This window comes from Burkholderia sp. PAMC 26561, from assembly GCF_001557535.2.
Lineage (GTDB): Bacteria > Pseudomonadota > Gammaproteobacteria > Burkholderiales > Burkholderiaceae > Caballeronia.
This window is the reverse complement of record NZ_CP014307.1, coordinates 1,256,361-1,281,214: the sequence shown is the minus strand read 5'-3', so window position 1 is coordinate 1,281,214 and position 24,854 is coordinate 1,256,361. Positions and strand designations below refer to the sequence as shown.

The window sequence follows — 24,854 nt, the reverse complement described above, 5'->3', positions numbered from 1 at the left end:
CTAACAGGAGATTTCACATGACTTCGCGCCCCGTCATCGACGACCTTTCGTCGTTCTGGATGCCCTTTACCTCGAACCGGCAATTCAAAGCGGCGCCGCGCCTGATCGAAGGTGCGAAGGGCATGTACTACAAATCGACCGATGGCCGCGAAATCCTCGACGGTTGCGCCGGCCTCTGGTGCGTGAATGCGGGCCACTGCCGCGACGAAATCGTCGCCGCCATCCAGCATCAGGCCGCCACGCTCGACTTCGCGCCAACCTTCCAGATGGGCCATCCGCTTGCATTCGAAGCAGCCACGAAAGTCGCGGCGATCATGCCCGAAGGGCTCGACCGCATCTTCTTCACGAACTCCGGTTCCGAATCAGTCGATACCGCGCTGAAAATCGCCCTCGCCTATCACCGCGCGCGAGGCGAAGGACAGCGCACGAAGCTGATCGGTCGCGAACGGGGTTATCACGGCGTGGGTTTCGGTGGTATTTCGGTCGGCGGGATTGGACCGAACCGCAAGACGTTCTCGGGCGCGTTGCTGCCGGGCGTCGATCATCTGCCGCATACTCATGCGCCGGATCACAATGCGTTCTCGAAGGGTCAGCCGGCATGGGGCGCCCATCTTGCCGATGAACTCGAACGCATTGTCGCGCTGCACGACGCATCGACCATTGCGGCTGTTATTGTCGAGCCGCTCGCGGGATCGACCGGCGTACTCGTGCCGCCGCAAGGTTATCTGCAGAAGCTGCGTGAGATCTGCACGAAGCACGGCATCCTGCTGATATTCGATGAAGTCATCACCGGCTTCGGCCGTCTCGGCAAGGCAACCGCCGCTGAGTTCTTCGGTGTAACGCCGGACCTGATGACGCTTGCCAAGGCCATCAACAACGCAAGCATTCCAATGGGCGCCGTGGCCGCGCATCGCAACGTGCACGACACGGTCGTCAACGCGGGCGCGGTGAATGGCATCGAGTTGTTCCACGGTTATACCTATTCCGCGCACCCCATGGCAGCCGCTGCCGCCATCGCCACGCTCGACCTGTATGCCCGCGATCAGTTGTTCGAACGCGCGGCATCGAAGGCCGGAAAGTTCGAAGCAGCAGCCCACGCGTTACGCGACGCGCCGCATGTGAAGGACGTCCGCAATCTCGGACTGGTTGCGGGTATCGAGTTGCAGCCTCGCGATGGCGCCCCGGGCGCGCGTGCGTATGAGGCATTTGTGAAGTGCTTCGAAGCAGGCGTTCTCGTGCGTTACACGGGCGATATTTTGGCGTTCTCGCCGCCGCTGATCATTGAAGACGACCAGATCGAGCAGATTTTCAGCACGGTTCGCAAGGTACTGGAAACGGTCAAGTAACGCGGTTGGCGTGACAGTACAGAGGCCGTTCCAGCATTGACCGGAACGGCCTTTTTCGCATCAAAAAACCCGCTTCAACGCGCGGGCCTTGCAGTGCTCGCCTTCGATGAAGCCGCTTTACGCCGCGTGGCCCAGCCCTTTTTCGCCGATGCGGAACGGTCAGCCGCCGAACGCCGGCTCGCGCTCGCATGCGTCTGGCGGGACAGCGCAGTGCGCGAAGCCGCCTTTGTGCTTTCGCGCTTGAGCACGCGCGTGGACGTGGCCGAGCGTTTCGCCTTCGATTCCGTGCTCGCGCTGCGTTTCGTCTTGTGCTGAACTGCTTGCGTATCCTTCGCCGCTTTCTTGCGTGCGCCTTCAGATGTCGTACCTTTCTTCGGCGCCTTCACGCCGACACCCGATCTGCGTGCCTCCGACAGCCCGATCGCAATCGCCTGCTTCGCGGACTTCGCGCCATGCTTGCCTTCGCGAACGTGATCGACTTGCTCCCTCACGAACGCACCGGCCTGCGTGCTCGACGATTTACCCGCGCGCTTCGCCGCGTGCGCACGTTCGATGGTTTTCTTCTCCGGCATGATGGACTCCTATGAAAGACCGTCGTTGGTCCGACGAGGAAAACCTTGCAATGGCTATGCCAACGCCCTGGCCGAATGTCGCGACAATGAATCACACACTCGCACGTAAGCCTTATGTTAGATTTGCAGGCCATCATATTTGATTCATTAAGGACAGCCAATGTTGAAGAAAGCAGGTATTGCACTCGCATGTATTTTCATGTTTGCAACAAGCAGTGCGGCCTTCGCGCACGACCAGCCGGGCGCCGACTGGATATCGAAGGATGCGGCCATCGCGAAGGTCAAGGCGCTGGGTTACGACGCGGTGCGCCTCGAAGCCGACGATGGACACTGGGAAGGCGAAGCCACGAAACAAGGCCAGTTCTACGACATCCACGTCGATCCGCGTTCAGGTGCGCTGACGAAGAACGAGCTGAAGCATTGAGTTCGTTGTAGGAATTACAGGGCTGAGTGAACGGATCGCTTATCGATGCTCAACCATTGAACGCCATCCGTCGTCACTTCGAACTGCTTGTCATCAGCCGCGACGATCAACGCGCGTATCATCGCGACGCCAAGGCTGAACCGACGGAATAAAGCCCGGGCATAGACTGTTGTCCCTCTCAACGAACCACTGTCCCTGAGAGGAAACAATGACCCGAGCTGCACTGTCGCGACTTTCACTCCTGGCGTGCGCGCTGACCTTCGGCGCTGCAGGCATCGCGCATGCGGAGTCTGGCGACATGGAAAGCACGTATCGCCAGCTTGTTCAAGCGCTTCAGCAGAGCCGTAACGGTTCCATCGGCAACGCAGGGCGCACGCAAATCACCCAGGCTGCGAAGAATTTCCAGGACGCCATGCAACGTGACGGCGGCGCGCGGGACAACCTCATGACGGACGCGCACAACGTCATCGCGTCATTATCCGATGGAACATTCAACGCCGGCGCAAGCGTCAATGCGCTTCGGCGCGACGCCAAGGGCAGCGTGATCGAGTTCGGCAAGTGGAGTGTGTCGATGCCGGGAAGCCAGATCACGAGTCCCATCGGCACGCATTTGAATCAAAGCAGCGAAGGCGATTGCGTCGGCATTTCCGTCGTGAAGGCGTTCTCCAATACGCAAACCGGCGCGACGATCTTGCGCCGGGCAGTCACCCTGACTTCCGATGGCAGCTACAACGTCAGCCTGCCGGGCGATCCCGCGACGGTTTACCGGTTGAATCCGGGCGAGCTCGATCAATTCGGCAAAGGCGATCCGGGCGCGGCGGCCGTGGTCGGCGCAATGTTCCAGTATTTCCACAAGGACCCGAAGCAAGGCGCGCTGCCGACGAACAAGGTCATGGAATTGCTCGCCGGCCATGCGGGCGATCACGATCGTCTCGCCGATGCCCACAGCACACCCGACCAGATCACCGGCTACTTATTGCAACACGCGAATGGCGCCGGCAGCCGCTACGCCATGGTCTTTGGCGGCAAACCCGCGCGCAACGGCGACTGGTCCAAGGGCGACGGACACGCGTTCGCGATCATTCGTATCGACAAGGCGAACATGATGCTGACGTACACCAATCCATGGAACGAGGCGAGCACGCGGACCATCGCGATCCGGGACCTTGCGAGCCAGGCGGCGGGGACATCGGCTGACTTCGAGACGGTGACTTTTCGGTGAATGCGTTGAAATCTAAAAGCGAAAACCAATGAAGCGGCGCGATTCTTGTTAATGTGACGGTCGAATCCGCTCGGACCAATTCATCGCTCATGACATCGACTACCTTGCGCGCCGCGACGCCCGACGATTTCAATGCACCGTCCGAGCAGGTCGCACGCCGTTTGATCGGCGCGATCCTGAGCGTCGATGGCGTGGGCGGCAGGATCGTGGAAACGGAAGCCTACGATCGCGAGGACCCGGCATCGCATAGTTTCTCCGGGCCCACACCGCGCAACGCCGTGATGTTTGGTCCGCCCGCGTACGCTTATATATACCGGTCCTACGGCATTCACTGGTGCTTGAACTTTGTTTGCCGGGAAGCCGGACATGGCGCGGGGGTGCTGATTCGCGCGGTCGAACCGCTGACCGGACTGGATGCGATGCGCCAACGGCGCGGTATGGAGCCGGCGAAATTGCTGTGTTCGGGACCGGGCCGCCTGGCGCAGGCGCTCAGCATTACTCATAGAAACAATGGCATGTCGCTGCTCGAGGCGCCGTTTTACATCGAAATGCCGGAAGAAGAAGGTCCGGTTATCGCGGGGCCGCGCATTGGCATCACCAAAGCGATGGATGTGCCCTGGCGTTTTGGCCTCGCCGGATCGAAGTTCCTCAGCAAGCCCTTCCCAAAGGATGCAAAGGATGCGAATGACACACCGAACGCCTGAAAAGTAAAAGGGCTGCCAAACCTCGGCAGCCCAAAAATTCTTTTTATATGTATCAGCAGCAAGCCGGCAGCCACACCGTCAAGGACGGTCCTCGGGACTGCAACGACGCTACCTTAAGCAGCCTGTGCAATCAGGCTTTCTGTGCGCGGCTGTAGCATCGCCGCGTTTTCGAGTACCGTCGGTTCCGGCACTTCATTGGTCGACACAACACTCAACTCCACCAGCGCGGTCTGCTCGCTCGCCTGTCTGGCGGCCGCCGCTTTTTTGGTCTTCCCCGCGCGTGACGGCGGCTGGCAGGCCCCGCACACCACGTTTTCTTGCAAATCATGTTTGTGCGCAATGAACTTTCCAGTGCAGCGGCAGCATTTGGTCAACTGCAGCATGCCTGCATCGAAAAAGCGCACAAGGGTCCAGGCCCGCGTCAAATCGAGTACCGCCTCGACATCGCTATTCCTGCAATGTTCGAGATACAGCCGATACCCCTTGGTCAGTGCATCGAGGTGCGAGCAGCCTGCTTCTTTCTTCAGGAACACATATGTGTTGTAGAAAAGCGAAGCATGGATGTTCGCGAGCCACGTCATATACCAGTCCGCCGAGAAAGGCAGCATGCCCTTCGGTGGCGAAACACCCTTCACTTCGCGATACAACCGGATCATCCGGTCACGCGACAGTGTCAGTTCACTTTCGAGCACCTGCATCCGCGCCCCGAGTTCGATCAATGCGATCGCGCGGAAAACTTCTTGTGCATCTTCGGTGAGGCTTTTCTTAAGCATGGCGCGCTCTCGTGCTTAAACGAACTGTTCTGCCGGCTGGCCGGCCAGCAAGATGGCTGCGTGTGTCGGCGCAATATCCGCATGCTTCGCGGGCGCCGTCAGTGCAGTCAACATCGCGTGATCATTGAAGCGGAAGAAACACAGCAACTGGTCTGAAGACGCCAGCTTGACGACCTGTGCCAGCGTGAGGCCTGACAGAAGATCGGCGAGTTCTTTTGACAACCCGAGTCGAAACATCCCGATAGCACGGTCATCACGCAGCATGCGCTGCGCAAGCATGATGTACGACAAGTTGATTTCTCGAATCGAGTCCAGCGTTTCGCGACCGTTCATGATGTTCCTGCGTTCGATATAAACCCCGAGCACCGTGCCGAATTTTTTACCGGCTTTCTTTGCCTAGCCAAACGTTTGTTCTGTCGGGCTACATTCAAACTTGTTTCAGCGAGTTACATCTTGTAACAACACTGTGAAACGGATTGTAAGTAGCGTGCATCGGGAAATCAAGCTCATCTCAATAATAAATTTCCATAAAACAACACTGCGGATCGGTAGTTTTTTCTTAACTTTGTAACAGGAAAAAGTGACCGGTTTTTAGCGTTGTTTTTGCGCCGCTGCTTTTGCCAGATAAATTGCTTGGCTTTTGATTTTATTAAGGAAAAAACGCAGACCCCATTCACTCGGTTGACACGATTTCACAATTAACAGGTTTATGTTTAGCCGGGATTTGTTACAACTGGACTCAGGATTTTAGGAATGCGCCACAAGGAAAACCCGCATGGCGCTTCTGTCGTCCGCCTTTCAGTTTGCCGGGCTCGATTCGCAGAAAAAAATTACCGAAACGGGAATGGGCGAACTTGTTACGGGCGGTTTGTAACAACAGGGCAGTCCCGGATCGACGGGAATTTTTTATCCGGCTTGAGCGGCGCCGACGCATGATGCGTCCGCGCCGTTGAAACAATTGACGCTGATCAGCGTTGCGGCACGCCTTCGCGCCACTCTCCCCAGTGCATGGCAATGTCCTGCACCAGCGGATTACCCGCCCGATACAGATTTTCGATAGCCGGCGTAAAACCGCCTTGCGCGGCATAGTTCAGCAGATTGTCCGAGGCAGTCTGTCCTTCATAGGGCCGGTCAAAGTCCGAGCCTGTCCGCACCGCCGCCACGCGGTTCAAATCCACCTTATGGGCGCTCGCCGCGCGCTTCAACGCTTCGTACGTCGCGTTGTCCTCCTGCTGCGTCGTGCAATAGACGCCTTTGCCGTCAGTGAGCAGCCTGGTCCAGTCGCGGGCCCGTTCGCCGATATATTTCCCCGACCACCACGTGTCTCCAGCGAGCGTGTCGCACTGGATCACCTTTGGCGGCTGGTTGGCCGGCGCATAGCCGAACTCCGCGCGCGCAGCCTGGGCTTCGGCGCTGTCGGAGAGCACGGCATTCTTTGATAACGCATACGCCGCATCGGCGAGTGCCGGGTTCAACTGGAACACCTCGGTCTTGTAGTCGAGCGGTGGCTTCTCTGCAGGGCTCTTGGTATTGATGCCGAGATAACCGCTCGGCCAGCTATCCGGCTTCTCGCGGGCATCGACTTCCCACTGGATTCCGAAGTCGACGAGATATTTCGCCCACGCCGCCGAACCAACCGTCCCTTGTATTGGATCGATACCGGCAATGCCCGCGATCATGAAGTACGTGCGGCGCAGATCGAATTTATCGGAGAAGGTCAGCGCCATCATCGATGCCGCGGCGTTCGCGTGCCCCATGCCCGTGGTCATGACGCAAATCTCCTGCCGGTTGCAATGCACGACCGGGTAGTCCGGCGAGAGGCCGGGCACGCTGATCGTCTTCCAAGGACCGAGTTTGTCGAGCCAGACCTGACCTTCCGGCCCGAACATGGAAACGATCATGACCTTGACGTCCTGCCCTCCATGATTGCTGCTGCGAAAGTCGTCGGAGTCCTGCGCAAACGTTGACGCACACGCGCTGAAAGCAAGCGTCGCGGCGACGGCGGTCAAGCTCGATGCGGGGAAATGTTTGAAGATGCGAGGAAGACACGAGGAACGGACATTTGATTTCATCTGGGCGGCACCATAAGAGGATGTGGAAACACAGGTGAAACGCGAGGTGAATTGTTGACGTGTAACGCGCATGCCAGGTAAGACACTGTAAGGATCACTCGCCGAAAGCATTATAGAAGCGCCGCGTGCAATACAAATTGCTGCAAGTACGGATTACGCACTACCCTGCAAGGCATCTTCCACGGGTTTCAAGGATCTCCATGCATGCCACCGCGGCTTCAAAAATGATCGATGCGTTTCACGCGAGTCATGTAGAGGAACGGCAAGAGGTCGAGATGTGGCTGGAGACGAACGGCGATTGCGCCGTCGCGCTCGAAGCGGTGTGGTCGGAGGGGGAGCATCACCGTGGACATGCTCGTGCGGCAATGGAACGGCTGGTCGCGCTGGCCGACCGGCATGGCGTGATGCTGTCGCTCGTGCCAAAGCCGCTGGCGCTGAAAGGCGATGGCGTGGATCGCGCCGCGCCGGACGGCGCGGCGCTCGAGGCGTTCTACGAGCGGCTCGGCTTCGAGCGATCAGGCGGCGAGTTCGAAGGCTCGCCCGTACTCGTACGTGCGCCGCGCAAAGTGGATTGATCGGCTTCGCTGTCGACGGCCGCGTCGTTGTAGGGATCACGCCCTGCACTGTCCGTTGCTTGCGCTTGTGCGGGCGCATTCAGCAACTCGCCCTCTTCGCTGCCCTTCGAGCGCGCGGCCAGTTCCTCGCCGTCCGCGCTGTTGAAGATCAGGAAGTTGCGCTGCGGATTGGCAATCTCGATACCGGCTTGCGTGAAGCGATCCACGATGCGCCGGTTGAACTCGCGCTGCACGCCCCATCGCGCGGTATCGCGGCACTGGATCTGGCCGGCGAGCGTGACGGTCGAGCCATCGACCGCGTCGACGCCCCAGAGGCTGAAGTCCGAGAGAATGCCGTCCTTGAATGCATCGTCCTCACGCAGCGAAGCGCCGATCTCCTTGAGCGTATCCGATGCCAGTCCGATATCCTGCCCGAGCGCAATGCTCACGCGGACCGCCGCATTGCCAATGCCGCGATTCGTATTGTTCACCGTCGATACCGAACTGAACGGCACGGTGAAAAGCGACCCGTCGCCGCCGCGCAGACGCACGGTCCGTATCGACAGATACTCGACCGTTCCCGACACGCCCGCGAGCGTGACCGAATCGCCGACCTGCATGGCGTTTTCCATCAACAGGAAGATACCGGTGATCAGATCCTGCACGAGCTTTTGTGAACCGAAACCAAGCGCCACGCCGAAGATGCTCGCGCTCGCGAGCAACGGCCCCGTGTTCACGCCGATCTCGCTGAGTCCGGTCATGACAACGACCATCGCGATCACGATGAAAAGCGCCGTGCGCATCATCGGCAGGAGGGTCTGGAGCCGCGCCGCGCGCAAGCGGTCGCCGCTCGCGGTCCAGCGCTCGAGCCGCTGCTCGACCAGCACGTTGGCGCCTTCCCACACGATCACGGCGAATAGCGCAGCCACGGCAATCGTGATCAGCGCCGAAGCAAGCCTGTGTCCCACGCCGCCCGATGAAAACAGCGAGAAGACGTGCAGGCCCCAGACCTGCAGCAGCGTCAGGACGAGCCCTATGATGATCAATGTTTGCAGGACGCGCCGCAGCAGCGGGTAGTAGCGGTATGCATGCCGGTGCGCGATCGACTTCGTTGCGAGATCCTCTTCTTCGGCGGCCGTGTGGAACATGTGTCCAAGCGCGCCGAACACCACGATCGCGATCACGCGCGCGGCGACGAGCACGAGCAGCGACACCCCGAAAAGATGAAACAGCGTGCGGTAACCGTTGTGTACGTCGAGTGCCCAGACGAACCACAGCGCCATCACCAGGAACACGGCGGCGACGGCCCACATGTCGGCGATCCAGTTGCCGAACAACACAAACGGACGGCGTCCGCGCATGCTGTCGCGAATCCATTGCGCGACGGTCACGCGACATTTCAGTATCACGATGGCAATCAGCACGTGGACCACCAGCGCAACCGCCTTGATGATCGAATCATGTGCGACGTTGGTCAGTCCCAGTGGCGCGGCGCCCTCGGCAAGCGCAATGCCCGCACCCGCGACCGAGACGATCGCGACCAGCCAGTGATGTGTAAAAGCGGCGGATTCATCGCTCATCTGAATGAGGCGCAGACCCGGAGCACGCGGCGCGAAGAAGAACCCGCTCGCGATCACGATGCCGCGGCAGATCAGATAGACATCGACGAGCGCTGCGACGGAGCGGCCCTGGGGCGTGCCCTCATCGATGAAGATGGACATCAGCACCGTCGCCGCAATCGTGAAGACGACCAGCGGCAGCAGCGCGAGCAGGCTGTGCAGGATCGCGCTCGGCAAACGTTGCAGCAAGGTCCAGTGACGCGCGGCGTGGCGCACGCCACGGGCGGTATCGGCCTTTTGCTCTGCAATCTGGATGGCAACCTCGTTGCCGGAGCGTTCCGCCACGGCTTCCGCATGCACGGCCGCGCGTTCGTCCTTCTTGAGCTCGGGCTGGGTGTCATCGACATCGACGATTCCCCTCGCCGCAATCCGCGCACGCTGCCCGCGCACGAGCCGGGCGCTCAGGTATTCGAGCAGCAATGCAGGCAACAGCGATACGAGGATGGCCCAAAACACCTCGCCCACGAGCGCCCGGCCGCTTTCGGTCGCGGTGCGCTGACGCCACCACTGGATGACCGATCCATAGTCGAGGAGCGCCGTCACCGAGCGGCGCAAGCCAGTGCTGATCTCGACCATCCAGGAGCTGGCCTGGTGCGTGATCTGCGACGCAAGTCCGTTGCTCGTCAGCGACTTCGCCAGGACGCCCGCCGCGCCCGATGCACCGGACGCTGCGGACGCGTCGCTCGCAGCGGTTGCGCCGGAGGCCGCCGCGGCATCACTCGCCGATATCGGCACGGCAAGCGCCCCCGCCGCCGCGACGGCGCGCAGGGTATCTTCGATCTGGCTGCGTCGTGCGGGATCGTTGAGCACCGCCAGCGCGGTGCGCGCCTGTTCGGGTGTCAATGCCACGGGCGCCTGCTTTGCAGCGCTGCTTGCGCTGGTTGCGGCGATTGCCGGAAAAGACAAAGCACCGTTCAGGGCAAACGCGAAAAGAAGGGAAATGGAAAGGACAATTTTGCGCATAGGCGGGATGAGGAACTCTGTTATGGATTCCGCAACGGATGCGCTCGGCCTCGAGCACGATTGAACCTGCGGTCATCGCAGTACAAGCTGGAATACTTCGTGCATGAAAGGTCTGATCAAAACTACCGGACCTTCGCATGCGAGTCCAGAACCAGCCAACTGCCAGGCTTCTGACGGCCGCCGCGCTTGCCGCGGCCGGGCTGCTGCTAGCACTTCTCACGCCCGGACGTGCAGTTGCCGCCCACACCCCGGGTAGCGCGAGGGACCTGAAAACCGCGCCGCCGGCGGGGGCGTCGGTAAGCGACCCCGGTAGCATGATGACACTCGATGAAGGCACCACGCAGCTTCCGGCAACCGGCAACACGCAATTGCCCGATACACCGGACACGCCGCGGCCGCACCACGATCGCCCTCCGGCGCATTTGCCGTGATCGTTTGCAGGCCCGTCGCGTCAGGCCTGCGCTTCTGTGCGGTCTTCGGTTTTCGTTCCCGGCGCGCGTGCAATGTCCGGTTCGAAAAACACCCAGCGCGCTTCAGGAAACGCGCGCTGCAGGTCCTCTTCGATCACGTTGATGGCATCGACCATGGCGCGGCCGCTTTCGTATTCCACCATCTCGGCCTGCACCGCGACCACGATCTGCTTGCCCCACTGCAGCGTGATCAGGTTGAGCACGCGGACGATTTCCGGACGCGCGCGCAGATGTGCATCGATCGCCCTGCGCACTTCCGGACTTGCTGATTCACCCACGATCATCGACTTGACTTCGCGTGCGACCAGATACGCGATCACCATCAGCAACACACCCACGCCGATGGAACCCGCTGCGTCATAAACGGAGTTGCCGGTGATCATGGTCATCAGCACCGCGCAGAACGCGATTGCCAGACCGGCCAGCGCCGCGACATCTTCGCCCGTCACGACGATCAGTTCGGACTCACGCGTTTCGCGGAACCATCGCCAGAGCGATTTGTTGCCGGAGGTCTTGCGGATCTCCTTCAACGCGCCGGCAAGTGAAAACGCTTCGAGCACGACGGAAATACCAAGCACGACCAGCGCAACAATGGGATTCGTGACCGGCTCATGCGCCGAGATCCGATGCACGCCTTCATAAACAGAGAACGCGCCGCCGACAAAAAACAGCAGCAACGCAACGAGCATCGAATAAAAGTAGATCTCGCGGCCCGAGCCGAGCGGATGCAGCACGTCGGCGGGCGCCTGCGAGCGTTTGAGGCCGAACAGGAGAAGAAGCTGGTTGCCGCAATCGGCGGTCGAGTGAATCGCTTCGGCGAACATGGAGCCGGAGCCCGTGAACGCCGCCGCGCCGAACTTGCACACGGCAATGCCGAAGTTGGCGGCGAGCGCGTAAAAAATGGCCTTCGGCGATTCTTCTTTCATCGGGCTCCCGGCGAGTGTTCAGGTTTTTTGAACGTGATGAACTTGGGTGGAAGTCGCGGATTCAGACCACTTCGACGCGGCTTTCGCCGTCGATCATTTCTCCGATCACAGCCGCTTCGTCGAAGCCGTCCGCGCGGAAGATGGCAAGGACTTCGTCAACCGCTTCAGGCGCACACGATACCAGCAGGCCGCCCGAAGTCTGCGGATCGGTGAGCAGGGTTTGTGCCATATCGTGCAACGACGACGCCAGCCGGATGTCCTTGCCATACGCCGCCCAGTTGCGCCCCGATGCGCCCGTGAACACCCCCGCCTTCGCGAAAGCCTCGACGCCCGGCAGCCACGGCAGATCGCTGTAGCGGATCCGCGCGGTCAGCCTCGCTCCCCGGCTGAGTTCGAGCGTATGGCCGAGCAGGCCGAAGCCGGTGATATCGGTCAGCGCATGGACTGCGTCCAGCGCCGCGAGATCCGCGCCCGGCCGGTTGAGCTTGGTCGTGGCGGCGATCATGGCGGCGTACCCCGCGGCATCGAGTTGATCCTTTTTCAGCGCCGCCGATAAAACCCCCACGCCCAGCGGTTTGCCGAGGATCAGCACGTCGCCGGCGCGCGCCGCCGCGTTGCGCTTCACCCGCTTCGGATGCACCAGTCCGATTGCAGCAAGACCATATATAGGTTCGACCGAATCGATGGAATGGCCGCCGGCAACAGGAATGCCCGCCTCAGCGCAAATGGATTCGCCGCCCTTGAGGACGGCTGCGATCACGTCGTGCGGTAAAACGTTGATCGGCATGCCGACGAGCGCCAAAGCCAGGATCGGCTTGCCGCCCATCGCGTAGACGTCGGAAAGCGCGTTGGTTGCGGCGATGCGGCCGAAATCGTAGGGGTCGTCGACGATCGGCATGAAGAAGTCGGTCGTCGCGACGATCGCCTGCTCGTCGTTCAACCGGTAAACCGCCGCGTCATCCGCCGTGTCGTTGCCGACCAGCAGATCGGGAAACAAGGCCATGGGCGTGCTGCGCTTGAGCAGGTCGGCAAGGAGCCCCGGCGCGATCTTGCAGCCGCAGCCGCCGCCATGGGAAAGGCTTGTCAGGCGCGGCGACGGGTTGGCGTTCAGCTTGATTTCAGTCATTCAGAAGGTCCGGCGAAGTAACGGGCGAACGACATTATGGTGTCTGTTCGGGATCGGCGGGAAAAGCCGGATTTTCGGGAAGAAGCCGTAACTCCGCGTTTACCTTCACTTATAAAAAACATTTTCATATGTGAAAATCAGCGTTGGAATCGAACGGAATGCTGCGTTCGATGGAACCTGACAACGTGAAAGGAGCGGCAATGGTCAAGCGGGTCGAAGGCAAGAATGTGGTGGTGACGGCGGCTGGAAACGGCATTGGGCGGGCCTCAGCGCTGATGCTGGCGGCAGAGGGCGCAACTGTCTGGGCTACCGACATCAACGAAGAAGCGCTCGCAGAACTCGCGCGTGACGCCGGCGCGGGCTCGACCTTGCGCACCGCGCGTCTGGATGTGCTCGATGCCGCCGATATTGCCGCGTTCGCCGCGAAGACCGGCCCTATCGACGTGCTGTTCAACTGCGCCGGGTTCGTGGCCGACGGCAACATCCTGAAGTGCGACGACAAGGACTGGGATTTCAGCTTCGACCTGAACGTCAAGGCCATGTACCGGACCATTCGCGCTTACCTGCCGGGCATGCTGGCAAGCGGCAAAGGCGCGTCGATCATCAACATGGCATCGGCGGCGTCGAGCGTGAAAGGCGTGCCGAACCGCTTCGCATATGGGGCATCGAAGGCGGCTGTGATCGGCTTGACGAAGTCCGTTGCCGCCGATTTCGTCGGCCAGGCGATCCGGTGCAACGCGATCTGCCCGGGAACCATCGAGTCGCCGTCGCTGCGCGGGCGTATCGCGACGCAGGCGGCGGCGTCCAACGTGGACGAAGAGAAGGTTCGGGCAGCGTTTGTTGCGCGCCAGCCTATTGGACGCGTTGGTCGTGCGGAGGAAGTGGCGGCGCTCGTCACCTATCTCGCCTCCGACGAATCCGGATTCACCACCGGCACAATCCATATGATCGACGGCGGCTGGTCGAACTGATCCGCGCTCCTGCCGATAACAACTACACACCTCAGGAGACCGCCCCATGTCGGGATCGATTCCACTCGCCGGGAGCGCGGCAGAAGCCAGCGCGCTCGAAGAAAACGCGTATCGCAAGGCTGTCTGGCGGATCGTGCCCTTGCTGATCGTCTGCTTCATCTTTGCGTACTTCGACCGCGTCAACATCAGCTTCGCCAAACTCCAGATGCAGGGCGATCTCGGCCTCTCGAACGCTGCGTATGGTTTCGGCGCGAGCATCTTCTTCGTGGGTTATTTCATCTTCGAGATCCCGAGCAACCTGATCCTGAGCCGCGTCGGCGCGCGGGTCTGGATTGCGCGGATCATGATCTCGTGGGGCATTGCGTCGGCGGCGATGATGTTCGTGACATCGGAGACATGGTTCTACGTGCTGCGCTTCGTGATTGGCGCGACCGAAGCCGGGTTTCTGCCCGGCATCATCCTGTACTTCACGTACTGGTTTCCGGCAAAGCGGCGCGCACGAATCAATGCGCTTTTCATGACGTCGATATCCATTTCCGGCGTGATCGGCGGCCCGTTGTCGGGCTTCATCATGACGCGCTTCGCGGGCGTCGGCGGACTTGCCGGATGGCAATGGCTGTTCGTGCTCGAAGGCTTGCCGACGGCGCTGCTCGGCTTGCTCGTGCTCGCGATCCTCGATGACCGTATCAGCAACGCAAAGTGGCTCAGCGCCGAAGAAAAAGCCGTCATGCAGGCGAATATCGATCGTGAGGACAAGGGCACGTCGCATAGATTCATCGATGCGATGCGCCAGCCCGGCACCCTCCTGCTCTCGCTGACCTATCTCTTCATGCTGATGGGTTTGTACGGCCTCACCTTCTGGATGCCGCAACTCATCAAGAACACCGGCATCACGAGCCCCATGACCATCGGCTTGCTCACAGCGATTCCGTATGCGGTGGCCGGCATCGGCATGGTCGCGCTCGGAAAGAGTTCGGACCGGCACGGCGAGCGCCGCTGGCATCTCGGGCTGGCGGTGGCGGTGGGCGGTATCGGTTATGCGCTGAGCGCGTACTTCGCGCACGACACCACGCTCGCCATGATCTCGCTTGTGATTGCGTCGGTTGGCGCGATCGGCTGCCTGCCCGTCTTCTGGACCCTCCCGCCCGCGTTTCTCAGCGGTACGGCAGCGGCGGGCGGCATCGCGCTGATCAACTCCATCGGCAATCTGGGCGGGATTATCAGTCCGTATCTGGTCGGCAAGGTAGTCGATCTCACCGGCGCCACGTCGGGCGGCCTGTATGCCATCGCCACCGTCCTGATCCTCGCTGCATTGCTGATTCTGTTCGGCTTGCCGGCGCGGATCGCGAACCGGGATCAAGCGCTTTGAAATTTTTTTGACCTGCCATGAACACAGTACTGAAGCCACCGAAGAACGCATCCGCCGATAATGCCGAGAGCCCCCGTTACGCGGCCCCCGCGCTCGAGAAGGGACTCGATATTCTCGACGTCCTGGTCGATACCGCCGAAGGCTATACGCTCAACGAACTGTCGGTGAAGCTCGGGCGCACGGTCAGCGAAATCTTTCGCATGGTCGTGACGCTCGAGCGGCGCGGTTACGTGCAAGGCGACCACAACGACCGCTACACCCTGACGCTCAAGCTGTTCGAAATGGCGCACCGGCAGCAGCCGATCCGTTCGCTCACCGCCATGGCCCTGCCGCTGTTGCGCGATCTTGCGAACGTGACGCGGCAGTCGTGCCATTTATCGATTTACCATAGCGGGCGCGTGGCGGTGATCGCGCAAGTCGACAGCCCCGAGCGATGGTCATTCGGCTTGAAAGTGGGCGCCGTCATGGGCCTGACCGATACTTCATCGGGTCACGTGCTGATGGCGTTTCGCGATCCCGCCGAGCGCGAACGGATGCTCGCCGCGCATACGCGCGTGGAAGGCGAAAACGATGTAGAGCCATCGGCCTTGCTCGCTTTACTCGATGAAATACGCGCCACCGGACACGAGATCGTGCCGAGCCGGCAAATGCGTGGCGTAACCAACGTTGCGTTCCCCGTGATAGGCAGTAACGGCGATGCAATCGCCGCGGTGAACGTGCCTTATCTTGAACGCATCGATCAAAAGCTCAATCCCGTATTCGACGATGTCTGCCGGATGGTGGGAGACATGGCGTCGCAATTGTCGGCGCTGATGGGCTTTAGCGGCTACAACCTCGAAGGCGAATGAGCGCATCCAGTTTTAAGCGGACACGGGATAATAAATAAAATAAATCGCTGCCGGCTTGCTTTGATTTAATCGCGTTGACGAAAAAAATCACCGTCCGTATAAAAGTTGCACCAAGCAACCTCCGGTGACGACATCATGAAAACGACGAAAATATCCATATGCCTGCCGACGTGCAACCGGCCCGAGTTGCTGGTCGAATCGCTCACATCGTGCCTTGCGCAGACGCACGAGAACATAGAGATATTGATTGGCGATGATTCGTCGGATCACCGCACGCAGGCGTTGATCGATTCGACTTACCTGCATGAACCGCGCGTGATCTATGTCCGCAACGAACCCGCGCTCGGACAGGCGGATAACATTGCCAGCCTCTTTGATCGCGCCACCGGCGACAAGATCCTGCTGATCCACGACGACGATGCCCTCAAGACCGATTGCATAGAGCGCCTGCTCTCGGCGTGGGATCTCCATCCCGATCTCGATGTTGCGTTCGGCGATCAATATCAGATGAATGACCACGGCGTAGTGGATATTGAAGCCAGCAAGAAGCTCAACACGGACTACCATCGCACGGACGCAGTAGTCGGATTGCAAACCGATCCCGGCAGAACCGGTCTGGTTCAGATGATGCCAAACAATGGCTGGCTCGCGAACGCGGACCTGGTCAAGAAGATCAGCTATAGAAAGCAATACGGCATTGGTTGCGAATACGTCTTCGGCGCACAGATTTGCATTGCGGCCGCGCAGGTGTTCTACCTCAAGGAATACGTGTCGTATTACCGCAAGACGGATGTATCGATGTCGAAGACGACCGCGCGCTCAACGACAGCGGCCGCCGTCCTCGCTTATGACTTCCTCAAGTCGCTCAAGCTTGACAAGAAACTTGAGCCGGCGCGCGAACTCGCGCTCAAGCGGATCGTGCCGATTGTGGTTTCGGTATATGCGCGAAATCATCAACCGGCACTGGCGCTTGGTATCGCGCTTTCACATTTGTATGCGTACGACTATGGACTCAACAAACGCCTTTATTTCCATCTGATGCTGGTCCTCAAGGGACTTACCGCAACGGGAACTTTGAAGAGCAGCACGCAGAACGGCTAGGCAACGCTCAAAACGTTTCTTCTTCAGGATCGGGGCCGCGGGTCGAAGCTTGTGGTTTCGATATCTTCACTACGCGTGCGGTCCGCGCGGATTCGTAGATCGCCTCCATGATCCGCTGGTCCTGCAAACCCTCTTCACCGGGCGTATGCGGGATCTTGTCATTGATCACGCAAAGCGACATGTGATCGATCTCGCGGGCAAACTGGTTATTCGGATCGGTGGTAATTTCCGTGTTCGCCGACTTGCCGTCGACAAGCATGCCGTAACGCATGCGCAAACCGTTGTAGCCGAAAGCCGGGTCCATTTCTGCCCAGCCGTCGGTCCCTTGCAAGCGGAAAAACCGTGACTCGTGGCATCCGTAACTCGCCATGCATGTCGCTGTGAAACCGCTCGGAAACCGCATGATGAAGTGCACCGATTCCTCGACTTCCTTGAAGCGTGGATCGGCTGCGGGTTGCGTGAGCGAGGCCGAGACTTCGTAGGGTTCTTCGCCGCTGAAAAACCGTGCAGCGTTGAGCGCATAAAGCCCGATGTCCGGCAGTGCACCGCCGCCGGCAAGCGCCTTGTTCAACCGCCACTGCGAAGGACCGCTCTGGTTCTGCGAGTTGCCGGCAATGAATTCGCGCAATGGACCCAGCTTGTTCTCCTTCGCCATGTTCGCGATCATGCGATCCATTGGCTCGTACTGGCTTCTGTAGGCGACCATCAGCTTGCGATTGTTCTTGCTGCATGCATCGATCATCGCCTGGCAATCGGCCACGCTCGTTGCCATCGGTTTTTCGCACAGCACATGCTTGCCGATCTTCGCTGCCCTCAGCGTGAACTCCTTGTGCATCCCATTGGGCAGCACGATATAGACAACCTGCACGCGCGGGTTGTCGGCGAGACGTTCGAAACTTTGGTAGTCGTAGATATCCGCTTCGCGCACGCCGTACTGACGCGCGATCTTCAATGCCTTGTTGCGATCGCCCGAAACCAGCGCCGCCACACGTGAGTACTTGCAGTTCGACAACGCCGGCAGGATCTGATCGAGCGCCAGGTGGCCCAGCCCGACGATTGCATATCCGATGCGATCATCGGGCGGCAGGTTTGCATCCGGCGTTTCTTCCTTCTGCTCGGTCCTGGGGTCCGCAATCAGGGGCAGCTTGACCGAATTGGCTGCGGCGGCAGGTGGTCCCGCAGCCCATGCCGTGCCCGCCGCGCCGGTTGCAAGCGCTGCCGCAAGGCCCGCGCTGCTGCGCTGGAGAAATGTGCGGCGACCGGATTGAGAAGCCGGTTTATCCTCGGGGATGAGGTCTTGTGAGTCAGGGCGGTCCGTTTGGTCCATGTGTGCTCCTTGCAAGCCTGGCAATCGATCGGGTCGGAGGCAACAAAGCATTTGCCATTCCTCGCCCGTTCATGCCCTGCGTACAAGTGCCTTCGTCACGCCTTAGCTGCGTTGCATACCCGCAAGCGTGTCGCGTTTGAGCTTCTTCGCAAGCGACCACTTGTGTACTTCTGTCGGACCGTCGTAAATGCGGAACGCACGGATTTCGCGAAACACCTGTTCGACAATCGTATCGCGCGATACACCCGTGCCGCCCATCACCTGCACGCAGCGATCCGCGACCCGGAACAACGCGTCGGCCACCGCGACCTTCGTCATGGAACTCTCCGATGTCCCGAGCGACCCGCTGTCGAGCACCGCAGCGCACCAGTCGATCATCAGTTCGGCCTGCTGCAGGTCGATCGCGTTCTCGGCCAGCATGAATCCAACGCCCTCATGATCGATCAGCAACTTGCCGAATGCGCGGCGCGTACAAGCATATTGCGTTGCGATTTCATGCGCGCGCGTGGTCGCGCCATGCCAGCGCATGCAATGCGATAGCCGCGCCGGCGACAGGCGGACCTGCGCGTACTTGAACCCTTCATGGACTTCGCCCAGCACCTGGTCGTCCAGAACCCGCAAGCCCTTGATGCGCACGACGGCATGACCGCCCGGCATCGAACTGTCGATAGTGTCAAGGATTCGTTCAAGACGTATGGCCGGATTCGGAAGGTCGACCAGAAACATGGTGGCCTTGACCTTGTCGGTATCGTCGTCCGCGTTGCTGCGCGCCATCACAATGCCAACCGATGCGCCTTCAGCGCCTGTGATGAACGCCTTCGTTCCATCGATCACCCAGTGATCTCCATCGCGTCGGGCCGACGTCTTGAGCATCGATGGATCGGAACCTGCGCCGCCGTCCACCGCCGGCTCGGTCATGAAAAATGCCGAGCGCGCGTCGCCCGAGACCAGCGGCGCGAGAAAACGCGTCTTCTGTGCATCGGTTCCAATCTTGCCGATGAGCAGCATGTTGCCTTCATCAGGCGCGGCCGTGTTGACCGCGACCGGGCCGAGCGGCGACAAACCGGATCGCTTCAAAACCGTTGCCGTCTCGAGTTGCGTGAGATGGCCACCATCGGCGAGGATATGCGGCGTCAGCACCCCGGCAGCGCGTGCCTTGCCGCGCAATTCGCGCACGAGGTCCTCACTCGGTCCGTGGCTGCCGCAGCGCGGATCCCGTTCGTATGGGACTACGACCGTTCGCACGAACGCTTCGACACGCGATGCGATCTCTTTGGCGCGTTCCGTTTGCACAACCTCCATGCTGCTCATAGGTGTTTCCTTTGTTCAGGGGCTTGATGATTGGACCGTATGGCGTGTACTCCGGCAATGATGCCTCAATGCACACTGCGCGAGCCATAGCTACAAGCACGATGTCCGGACGACCTGTGCGGTACGGTTGCTTACCTAAATGCCGTTGAACGTTCGCCATGCCACGTGGAAACTCGCCATTTTCAAGCGGGCTCCCGCCAAACGAACGCACGGAACCAGTCCGGTAATTCATTCCTTTAATGTCGGTGATAGGCTGCGTACACGGTAAATTCCGGACCACGGGAGAGAACAGTGCACGCGCCGATTTCCAGCTCAGGCGGTTCGCTTCCCGCGTTGACGAGCATCCGCTTTCTCGCGGCGATCACTGTCGTGGTCTCACATTATTCCGAGCTCGGATTACTTAATCTGCCAAGGGAGATATTCGAATTCTTCGATGGCGGCCGTCCAGCGGTATCGTTATTTTTCGTGCTGTCGGGGTTTATCCTCACATTCACTTATCGCGATCAACTGGCTATCAAAGGCAATGCCGCGTTTTATCAGGCCCGTTTTGCGCGCATCTATCCAGTCGTGTTGCTGGGTCTCGTTCTATGCGTGCCCACCACGCTCTATTTGCTTCATGGCGATAACCCGTCCTTGCTGCTCCAGTGGTACGCGGTAAAAAGCTCCGTGCACTTGGCGATAGGCGCAAGCCTGCTTTGCCAGTTGCTGCTGCTGAACGCGTGGTTTCCATTCGCCGCGATCAACCAGCCGTGGAACGGGCCATCGGACAGCGTGTCATGCGAAGCCTTCTTCTACCTCCTGTTTCCGCTCATGCTTCGCAAGATGTTGCCCGTGCCCATTGCTCGGCTGACGCTCGCATGTGTCGGGTTCTTTCTGCTGCAAGGATTGTGGATCCTGTTTTTGCAGACCTGCCTGCCCGCGTCGCGCAGCGGTTTTCTTATCGTCGGCCTGCCGCTCACGCGTCTGTTCGAGTTCGTTGCCGGAATCTATGCCGCGATCCTGTTTCTTCAGCTGCGTGAAGCGCGTGCGGACAGGCATGCGCTGGCGCTCAAATTGATCAGCGGAGCATTGATCACGCTGGTCGTGCTCGCTCTCTGGCATCCGTTTTCCCCGGCGTTCTATCTGGCTTCGCCGTTGTTCGCCGCATTGATACTCGGGCTCGCGCTGATGGATCGCCCGGTGATCAACTTCCTCAACCAGCGCATCCTGATCAAGCTCGGCGAAGCAAGTTATTCGCTGTACCTGATCCATGTACCGATTGCGTATCTTGCCTACATAGCCGGGTTCAGGCAGTCGAACGGATGGCTCGCGGTCGTATTCGCTGTCGCTGCGAGCGTCGTGATCTTCAGGTTCTACGAAGAACCCATGAGAAAACGCATTCGCGCAGGCTTCTCGCATGCGGCGACATCCGGCGACACCATCAACACCATCGACAATCAGGCAACCGCGACTGTGCAACGCCGGTCCTGACCCAAGGAACTTCCCTCTTCCCTCTCCGTCCGACGATTTCGAGCGCGTCCGTGCATGGCACATACGTTTATGTGCGGCGTATAGTCTGCTCATCGTGCAAACCAGCGCGTCGCCTTGAGCAGCTCACGCGTTCGATTCAATCGTCCCTGGAGACTTGCAATGTCGTCCGTGTTATTCAGAAACGGCTCGCTGCTGGACCCGACACAACCTGAGCTTCTCACCGGCCATGAAGTACTCGTGGAAGACGGGCTGATCAAGGAAGTTTCCGACCAGCCGATCAAATCGAACAGCGCCCGCGTGATCGACCTGAAGGGCAAGACGCTGATGCCCGGATTGATCGACTTGCATGTTCACGTCATTGCCGTCGAATTCAACCTGCCGCGCGTCGCGACCCTGCCCAACGTGCTCGTTACGCTGCGCGCCGTTCCGCTGATGCGCGCCATGTTGCGGCGCGGCTTCACTACCATCCGTGATGCGGGCGGCGCGGGATATCCGTTCAAACAAGCGGTCGAAGCGGGACTGGCCGAAGGTCCACGCATGTTCGTCTCCGGCCGCGCGCTGAGCCAGACAGGCGGTCACGGCGACATGCGCGCGCGCACCGACTACATGCCGCCCGATGCACCATGCGGTTGCTGCGTGCGTGTCGGTGCGCTCGGGCGCGTGGCGGACGGCGTGGATGAAGTGCGCCGCGCCGTACGCGAAGAACTGCAGATGGGCGCGGACCAGATCAAGATCATGGCATCGGGCGGGGTGGCATCGCCGACAGATCCCGTTGGCGCATGGGGCTATTCGGAAGACGAAATTCGCGCGATCGTCGCCGAAGCGCGTGGCCGGCAAACCTATGTGCTGGCACACGCCTACACGCCCGAGGCCATCTCTCGGGCAGTACGGTGTGGGGTGCGCACTATCGAGCACGGCAATCTTATCGACGAGGACACCGCCCGGCTGATCGTCGAACACAACGCATTCGTGGTGCCGACGCTCGTGACCTACGAAGCGCTGGCAAGCGTTGGCGACAAATACGGCTTGCCCCCGGCCAGCCTTGCGAAAGTCGCCGACGTGCATCAGGCCGGCCTGCGCTCGCTCGAAATCATGAAACGTGCGGGCGTGAAGATGGGCTTCGGCACCGATCTGCTCGGCGAAGCGCAGCACATGCAAAGCGACGAATTCCGGCTGCGAGCCGACGTCCTCTCACCAGCGGAGGCCATAGCAAGTGCCACGCTGGTCGGCGCGGAAGTGCTCGGCATGACCGATAAACTCGGCCGCATCATGCCGGGCGCATTCGCCGACGTACTCGTGGTCGACGGCAATCCGCTGAAGTCCGTCGACTGCCTGCTGGGTCAGGGCGAGCACATCCCCTTCGTGATGAAAGGCGGCCATATTCATTTCGACGAACTCGAACGCGCCTGATCCAGCAACTTGAGCAGCACCGCGAAGACAAGATCTCAACCGCAACTTCTGCCAGCGAGGCACGCAAGCATGTCGACGATTTCCGCGCGTATCGAGCGTATGCCGTTTTCCTCGTTTCATCGCAGGCTGCTTTTGATGGGCGGCCTGGGCTACACGTTCGACGCCATGGACGCCGCGGTGCTCGCCTTCCTGCTGCCGGTCTTGCGCAAGGAATGGATGCTGACCAGCGTGCAAACCGGCGTGCTCGGTAGCGGCACGTTTATCGGCTACTTCCTTGGCGCGATGCTCGCGGGCATTCTTGGCGACCTGATTGGCCGCAAGCGCGTGATGATGTATGCGCTCGTGATCTACTGCATCGCGTCGCTTGCGAGCGCGGTCGCGCACGACTGGCCGTTTTTCCTCGCCACGCGGATCGTCGCCGGGCTCGGCACGGGCGCGGAAAGCGCGATCGTGGCGCCGTTCTTGTCCGAGTTCGTCGCGCGGCGGTATCGCGGTGCGTTCACGGGTAGCCTTGCGGGCTTTTTCTCCTTTGGCTTCGTGGCGGCTGCATTGCTTGGTTATCTGGTGATTCCGCTTTCGCCCAATGCATGGCGCTGGGTGATGGTGATCACGGCGCTCCCGATCGTGATGTTGCTTTGGTGGCGGCGTGCGTTGCCGGAGTCGCCGCGCTGGCTCGTCGCTCGCGGTCGGCACGACGAAGCCGAAGCAATCGTGGCGCAAGCCGAAGCCGAGCTGAGAGCTGCGGGCGTCAAGCTCGAATCGCTGCCCGAGACCGATGCCGCCGCAGACTCCGTCGTGCCGATAGCCGCTGAACGCGCGTCCGCTCAACGCGCGTCCGCGCTTGCGAACGTGAAGGCCTTGTGGTCGCGCAATCTCGCACGCATCACGGCGATGACGTGGATCATGTGGCTATCGATAACCTTCAGCTATTACGCATTCTTCACGTGGATTCCCAGTCTGCTCGTGCAGAACGGCATGACGATCACGCGCAGTTTTTCATATTCGCTCGTGATCTACATCGCTCAGATTCCCGGCTATTTCTCGGGCGCGTGGCTCAACGAAAAAATCGGACGGCAGGCGACGATTGCATCGTATATGGTCCTCGGCGGCGTCTCCGCGCTTGGTCTTGCGCTCACGCGCAGCGATGCCGGCATCATGGCGTCCGGGGTGTTGCTGTCGTTCTTCATGAACGGCACGTATGCCGGCGTTTATGCGTACACGCCCGAGGTGTTCCCCACCGACGTGCGCACGACCGGCGTAGGCATGGCTTCGTCCATTGGACGGCTGGGGGCGATCGCGGCGCCCATCCTGGTGGGGTATGTCTATCCAATACTGGGTTTCGGTGGTGTGTTCGGCGCGACGACTTTCGTGTTGGTCGTCGGCGCGCTGGCGGTCGTGGTGATGGGTGTGCCCACCCGCGGCCGCTCGCTCGAGGACATAGCAGCTACGCAACTGCGCGGCTAAGCCCCCGCTTTTGATGGATGAATCGCGGTGCCATCCATTAGACTAGCGGATCATTCCATTAGCCAATTCATATGAAACTCACCGACTACAAAGCTCTCACTTTCGACTGCTACGGCACGCTTATCGATTGGGAAAGCGGCATCATGAATGGCCTGAGGCCGCTGATCGAGCGCGTGGGCCAACCGCTTACGCGCGACGCCGTGCTCGAAGCGCACGCACGTCATGAGTCGTTGCAGCAACTCTACACGCCGGCCACGCGCTATCGCGATCTGCTTCCAATTGTGTATAAGCGGATCGCCGAAGAATGGAATGTGCCCGTCACGCGCGAAGAATGCGCGACGTATGGGCAGTCCGTTCAGCATTGGCCTGCGTTCGAGGATTCGGCGGAGGCACTGCAATACCTCAAGCAGCATTTCAAGCTGGTAATTCTTTCCAATATCGACAACGAGAGTTTTGCCTATAGCAATGCAAAGCTCAAGGTTTCGTTCGACGCTGTGATTACCGCCGAGGACGTGGGATCGTATAAGCCGTCACCGCGCAATTTTGAGTACATGCTGGACAAGCTCGGCGGAATGGGCATTCCCAAGAGCGCAATTCTGCACACCGCGGAGAGCCTGTTTCATGACCACAAGCCGGCTAATGCGTTTGGACTGGCATCGTGCTGGATTTATCGACGTCATGCGCAACAGGGTTTTGGCGCGACCATGAATCCGGGCGAGCAACCTCGCATCGACTTCAAGTTCACGAGCATGGCAGAGCTTGCGCAAGCGCATCGGGAAGCGTTGGCTAAAGGCTGATTTTTTCAGACGGGT

The 24,854-nt window shown here is 60.2% G+C and carries 24 protein-coding genes; 15 read left to right on the top strand and 9 right to left on the bottom strand.

Annotated features, from left to right (window positions below; translation table 11 throughout):
• The first annotated feature begins 17 nt into the window (after positions 1 to 17).
• Positions 18 to 1,346, top strand: a complete 1,329-nt coding sequence (locus AXG89_RS21370) for an aspartate aminotransferase family protein (RefSeq protein WP_062002567.1) — start codon at positions 18 to 20, stop codon at positions 1,344 to 1,346.
• 74 nt (positions 1,347 to 1,420) lie between these two features.
• On the opposite strand, the gene AXG89_RS21365 is transcribed toward AXG89_RS21370, so the two are convergent.
• Complete coding sequence (locus tag AXG89_RS21365; protein ID WP_062172324.1) at positions 1,421 to 1,918, bottom strand: DUF6496 domain-containing protein; 498 nt, start codon at positions 1,916 to 1,918, stop codon at positions 1,421 to 1,423.
• Between the two features lie 160 nt (positions 1,919 to 2,078).
• Between AXG89_RS21365 and AXG89_RS21360 the strand changes: the two genes are divergently transcribed.
• The 4 genes from AXG89_RS21360 (at position 2,079) to AXG89_RS21350 (ending at position 4,268) form a co-directional block, all read left to right on the top strand.
• The gene (locus AXG89_RS21360; protein ID WP_062172323.1) at positions 2,079 to 2,342 is read left to right on the top strand and encodes a PepSY domain-containing protein; all 264 of its coding nucleotides are present in this window, start codon (positions 2,079 to 2,081) and stop codon (positions 2,340 to 2,342) included.
• Positions 2,343 to 2,368: 26 nt separating this feature from the next.
• Entirely contained in the window at positions 2,369 to 2,494 is a 126-nt protein-coding gene (locus AXG89_RS44180; protein ID WP_256701201.1) for a hypothetical protein, read from the top strand.
• A 56-nt stretch (positions 2,495 to 2,550) separates the two neighbouring features.
• A complete protein-coding gene (locus AXG89_RS21355) occupies positions 2,551 to 3,564 on the top strand; it encodes a hypothetical protein (protein WP_062172322.1) in 1,014 nt (337 codons plus the stop codon).
• 89 nt (positions 3,565 to 3,653) lie between these two features.
• Positions 3,654 to 4,268, top strand: a complete 615-nt coding sequence (locus AXG89_RS21350) for a DNA-3-methyladenine glycosylase (protein ID WP_062172633.1) — start codon at positions 3,654 to 3,656, stop codon at positions 4,266 to 4,268.
• Positions 4,269 to 4,381: 113 nt separating this feature from the next.
• On the opposite strand, the gene flhC is transcribed toward AXG89_RS21350, so the two are convergent.
• The 3 genes from flhC to AXG89_RS21335 form a co-directional block, all read right to left on the bottom strand.
• The gene (gene flhC / locus AXG89_RS21345) at positions 4,382 to 5,041 is read right to left on the bottom strand and encodes a flagellar transcriptional regulator FlhC (protein ID WP_056362504.1); all 660 of its coding nucleotides are present in this window, start codon (positions 5,039 to 5,041) and stop codon (positions 4,382 to 4,384) included.
• A gap of 15 nt (positions 5,042 to 5,056) precedes the next feature.
• The gene (gene flhD, locus AXG89_RS21340) at positions 5,057 to 5,374 is read right to left on the bottom strand and encodes a flagellar transcriptional regulator FlhD (RefSeq protein ID WP_056362507.1); all 318 of its coding nucleotides are present in this window, start codon (positions 5,372 to 5,374) and stop codon (positions 5,057 to 5,059) included.
• A 635-nt stretch (positions 5,375 to 6,009) separates the two neighbouring features.
• Complete coding sequence (locus AXG89_RS21335) at positions 6,010 to 7,113, bottom strand: purine-nucleoside phosphorylase (RefSeq protein WP_062172321.1); 1,104 nt, start codon at positions 7,111 to 7,113, stop codon at positions 6,010 to 6,012.
• Positions 7,114 to 7,313: 200 nt separating this feature from the next.
• On the opposite strand from AXG89_RS21335, the gene AXG89_RS21330 reads away from it, so the two are divergent.
• Positions 7,314 to 7,688 carry a hypothetical protein gene (locus AXG89_RS21330; protein WP_062002562.1) on the top strand — a complete coding sequence of 125 codons (375 nt, stop codon included), beginning with the start codon at positions 7,314 to 7,316 and terminating at the stop codon, positions 7,686 to 7,688.
• Here the strand turns inward: AXG89_RS21330 and AXG89_RS21325 are convergent.
• On the bottom strand, positions 7,604 to 10,249 hold the full coding sequence (locus tag AXG89_RS21325) for a mechanosensitive ion channel domain-containing protein (RefSeq protein WP_062172320.1): 2,646 nt from the start codon (positions 10,247 to 10,249) through the stop codon (positions 7,604 to 7,606). The two genes, AXG89_RS21330 and AXG89_RS21325, sit on opposite strands and share 85 nt — an antisense overlap.
• 137 nt (positions 10,250 to 10,386) lie before the next feature.
• On the opposite strand from AXG89_RS21325, the gene AXG89_RS21320 reads away from it, so the two are divergent.
• On the top strand, positions 10,387 to 10,680 hold the full coding sequence (locus AXG89_RS21320) for a hypothetical protein (protein ID WP_062002560.1): 294 nt from the start codon (positions 10,387 to 10,389) through the stop codon (positions 10,678 to 10,680).
• A 20-nt stretch (positions 10,681 to 10,700) separates the two neighbouring features.
• Here AXG89_RS21320 and AXG89_RS21315 read toward each other — a convergent pair whose 3' ends face one another.
• Positions 10,701 to 11,645, bottom strand: a complete 945-nt coding sequence (locus tag AXG89_RS21315; protein ID WP_062172319.1) for a cation diffusion facilitator family transporter — start codon at positions 11,643 to 11,645, stop codon at positions 10,701 to 10,703.
• A 61-nt stretch (positions 11,646 to 11,706) separates the two neighbouring features.
• Positions 11,707 to 12,771: a selenide, water dikinase SelD gene (gene selD, locus AXG89_RS21310; protein ID WP_062172318.1), complete on the bottom strand. Its 1,065-nt coding sequence runs from the start codon at positions 12,769 to 12,771 to the stop codon at positions 11,707 to 11,709.
• 200 nt (positions 12,772 to 12,971) lie between these two features.
• Here selD and AXG89_RS21305 point away from each other — a divergent pair, with 200 nt between their 5' ends.
• The 4 genes from AXG89_RS21305 to AXG89_RS21290 all read left to right on the top strand — a co-directional run bounded on the left by AXG89_RS21305 (position 12,972) and on the right by AXG89_RS21290 (position 17,060).
• The gene (locus AXG89_RS21305) at positions 12,972 to 13,742 is read left to right on the top strand and encodes an SDR family oxidoreductase (RefSeq protein ID WP_062172632.1); all 771 of its coding nucleotides are present in this window, start codon (positions 12,972 to 12,974) and stop codon (positions 13,740 to 13,742) included.
• Between the two features lie 46 nt (positions 13,743 to 13,788).
• A complete protein-coding gene (locus AXG89_RS21300) occupies positions 13,789 to 15,111 on the top strand; it encodes an MFS transporter (RefSeq protein ID WP_062172317.1) in 1,323 nt (440 codons plus the stop codon).
• A 17-nt stretch (positions 15,112 to 15,128) separates the two neighbouring features.
• Positions 15,129 to 15,959 carry an IclR family transcriptional regulator gene (locus AXG89_RS21295; protein WP_062002556.1) on the top strand — a complete coding sequence of 277 codons (831 nt, stop codon included), beginning with the start codon at positions 15,129 to 15,131 and terminating at the stop codon, positions 15,957 to 15,959.
• 135 nt (positions 15,960 to 16,094) lie between these two features.
• Entirely contained in the window at positions 16,095 to 17,060 is a 966-nt protein-coding gene (locus tag AXG89_RS21290) for a glycosyltransferase family 2 protein (protein ID WP_062172631.1), read from the top strand.
• 7 nt (positions 17,061 to 17,067) lie between these two features.
• On the opposite strand, the gene AXG89_RS21285 is transcribed toward AXG89_RS21290, so the two are convergent.
• Both AXG89_RS21285 and AXG89_RS21280 read right to left on the bottom strand, forming a co-directional pair.
• Complete coding sequence (locus AXG89_RS21285; RefSeq protein ID WP_062172316.1) at positions 17,068 to 18,387, bottom strand: Gfo/Idh/MocA family protein; 1,320 nt, start codon at positions 18,385 to 18,387, stop codon at positions 17,068 to 17,070.
• A gap of 102 nt (positions 18,388 to 18,489) precedes the next feature.
• Positions 18,490 to 19,689 (bottom strand): acyl-CoA dehydrogenase family protein, encoded by a 1,200-nt coding sequence (locus tag AXG89_RS21280; protein WP_062172630.1) that lies wholly within the window; start codon positions 19,687 to 19,689, stop codon positions 18,490 to 18,492.
• A gap of 300 nt (positions 19,690 to 19,989) precedes the next feature.
• Between AXG89_RS21280 and AXG89_RS21275 the strand changes: the two genes are divergently transcribed.
• The 4 genes from AXG89_RS21275 (at position 19,990) to AXG89_RS21260 (ending at position 24,839) form a co-directional block, all read left to right on the top strand.
• Complete coding sequence (locus AXG89_RS21275) at positions 19,990 to 21,168, top strand: acyltransferase family protein (RefSeq protein WP_062172315.1); 1,179 nt, start codon at positions 19,990 to 19,992, stop codon at positions 21,166 to 21,168.
• Between the two features lie 159 nt (positions 21,169 to 21,327).
• A complete protein-coding gene (locus AXG89_RS21270) occupies positions 21,328 to 22,578 on the top strand; it encodes a metal-dependent hydrolase family protein (protein WP_062172314.1) in 1,251 nt (416 codons plus the stop codon).
• Between the two features lie 69 nt (positions 22,579 to 22,647).
• Complete coding sequence (locus tag AXG89_RS21265; protein WP_062172313.1) at positions 22,648 to 24,042, top strand: MFS transporter; 1,395 nt, start codon at positions 22,648 to 22,650, stop codon at positions 24,040 to 24,042.
• A gap of 71 nt (positions 24,043 to 24,113) precedes the next feature.
• Positions 24,114 to 24,839: a haloacid dehalogenase type II gene (locus tag AXG89_RS21260; protein ID WP_062172312.1), complete on the top strand. Its 726-nt coding sequence runs from the start codon at positions 24,114 to 24,116 to the stop codon at positions 24,837 to 24,839.
• The last annotated feature ends 15 nt before the right edge of the window (positions 24,840 to 24,854 follow it).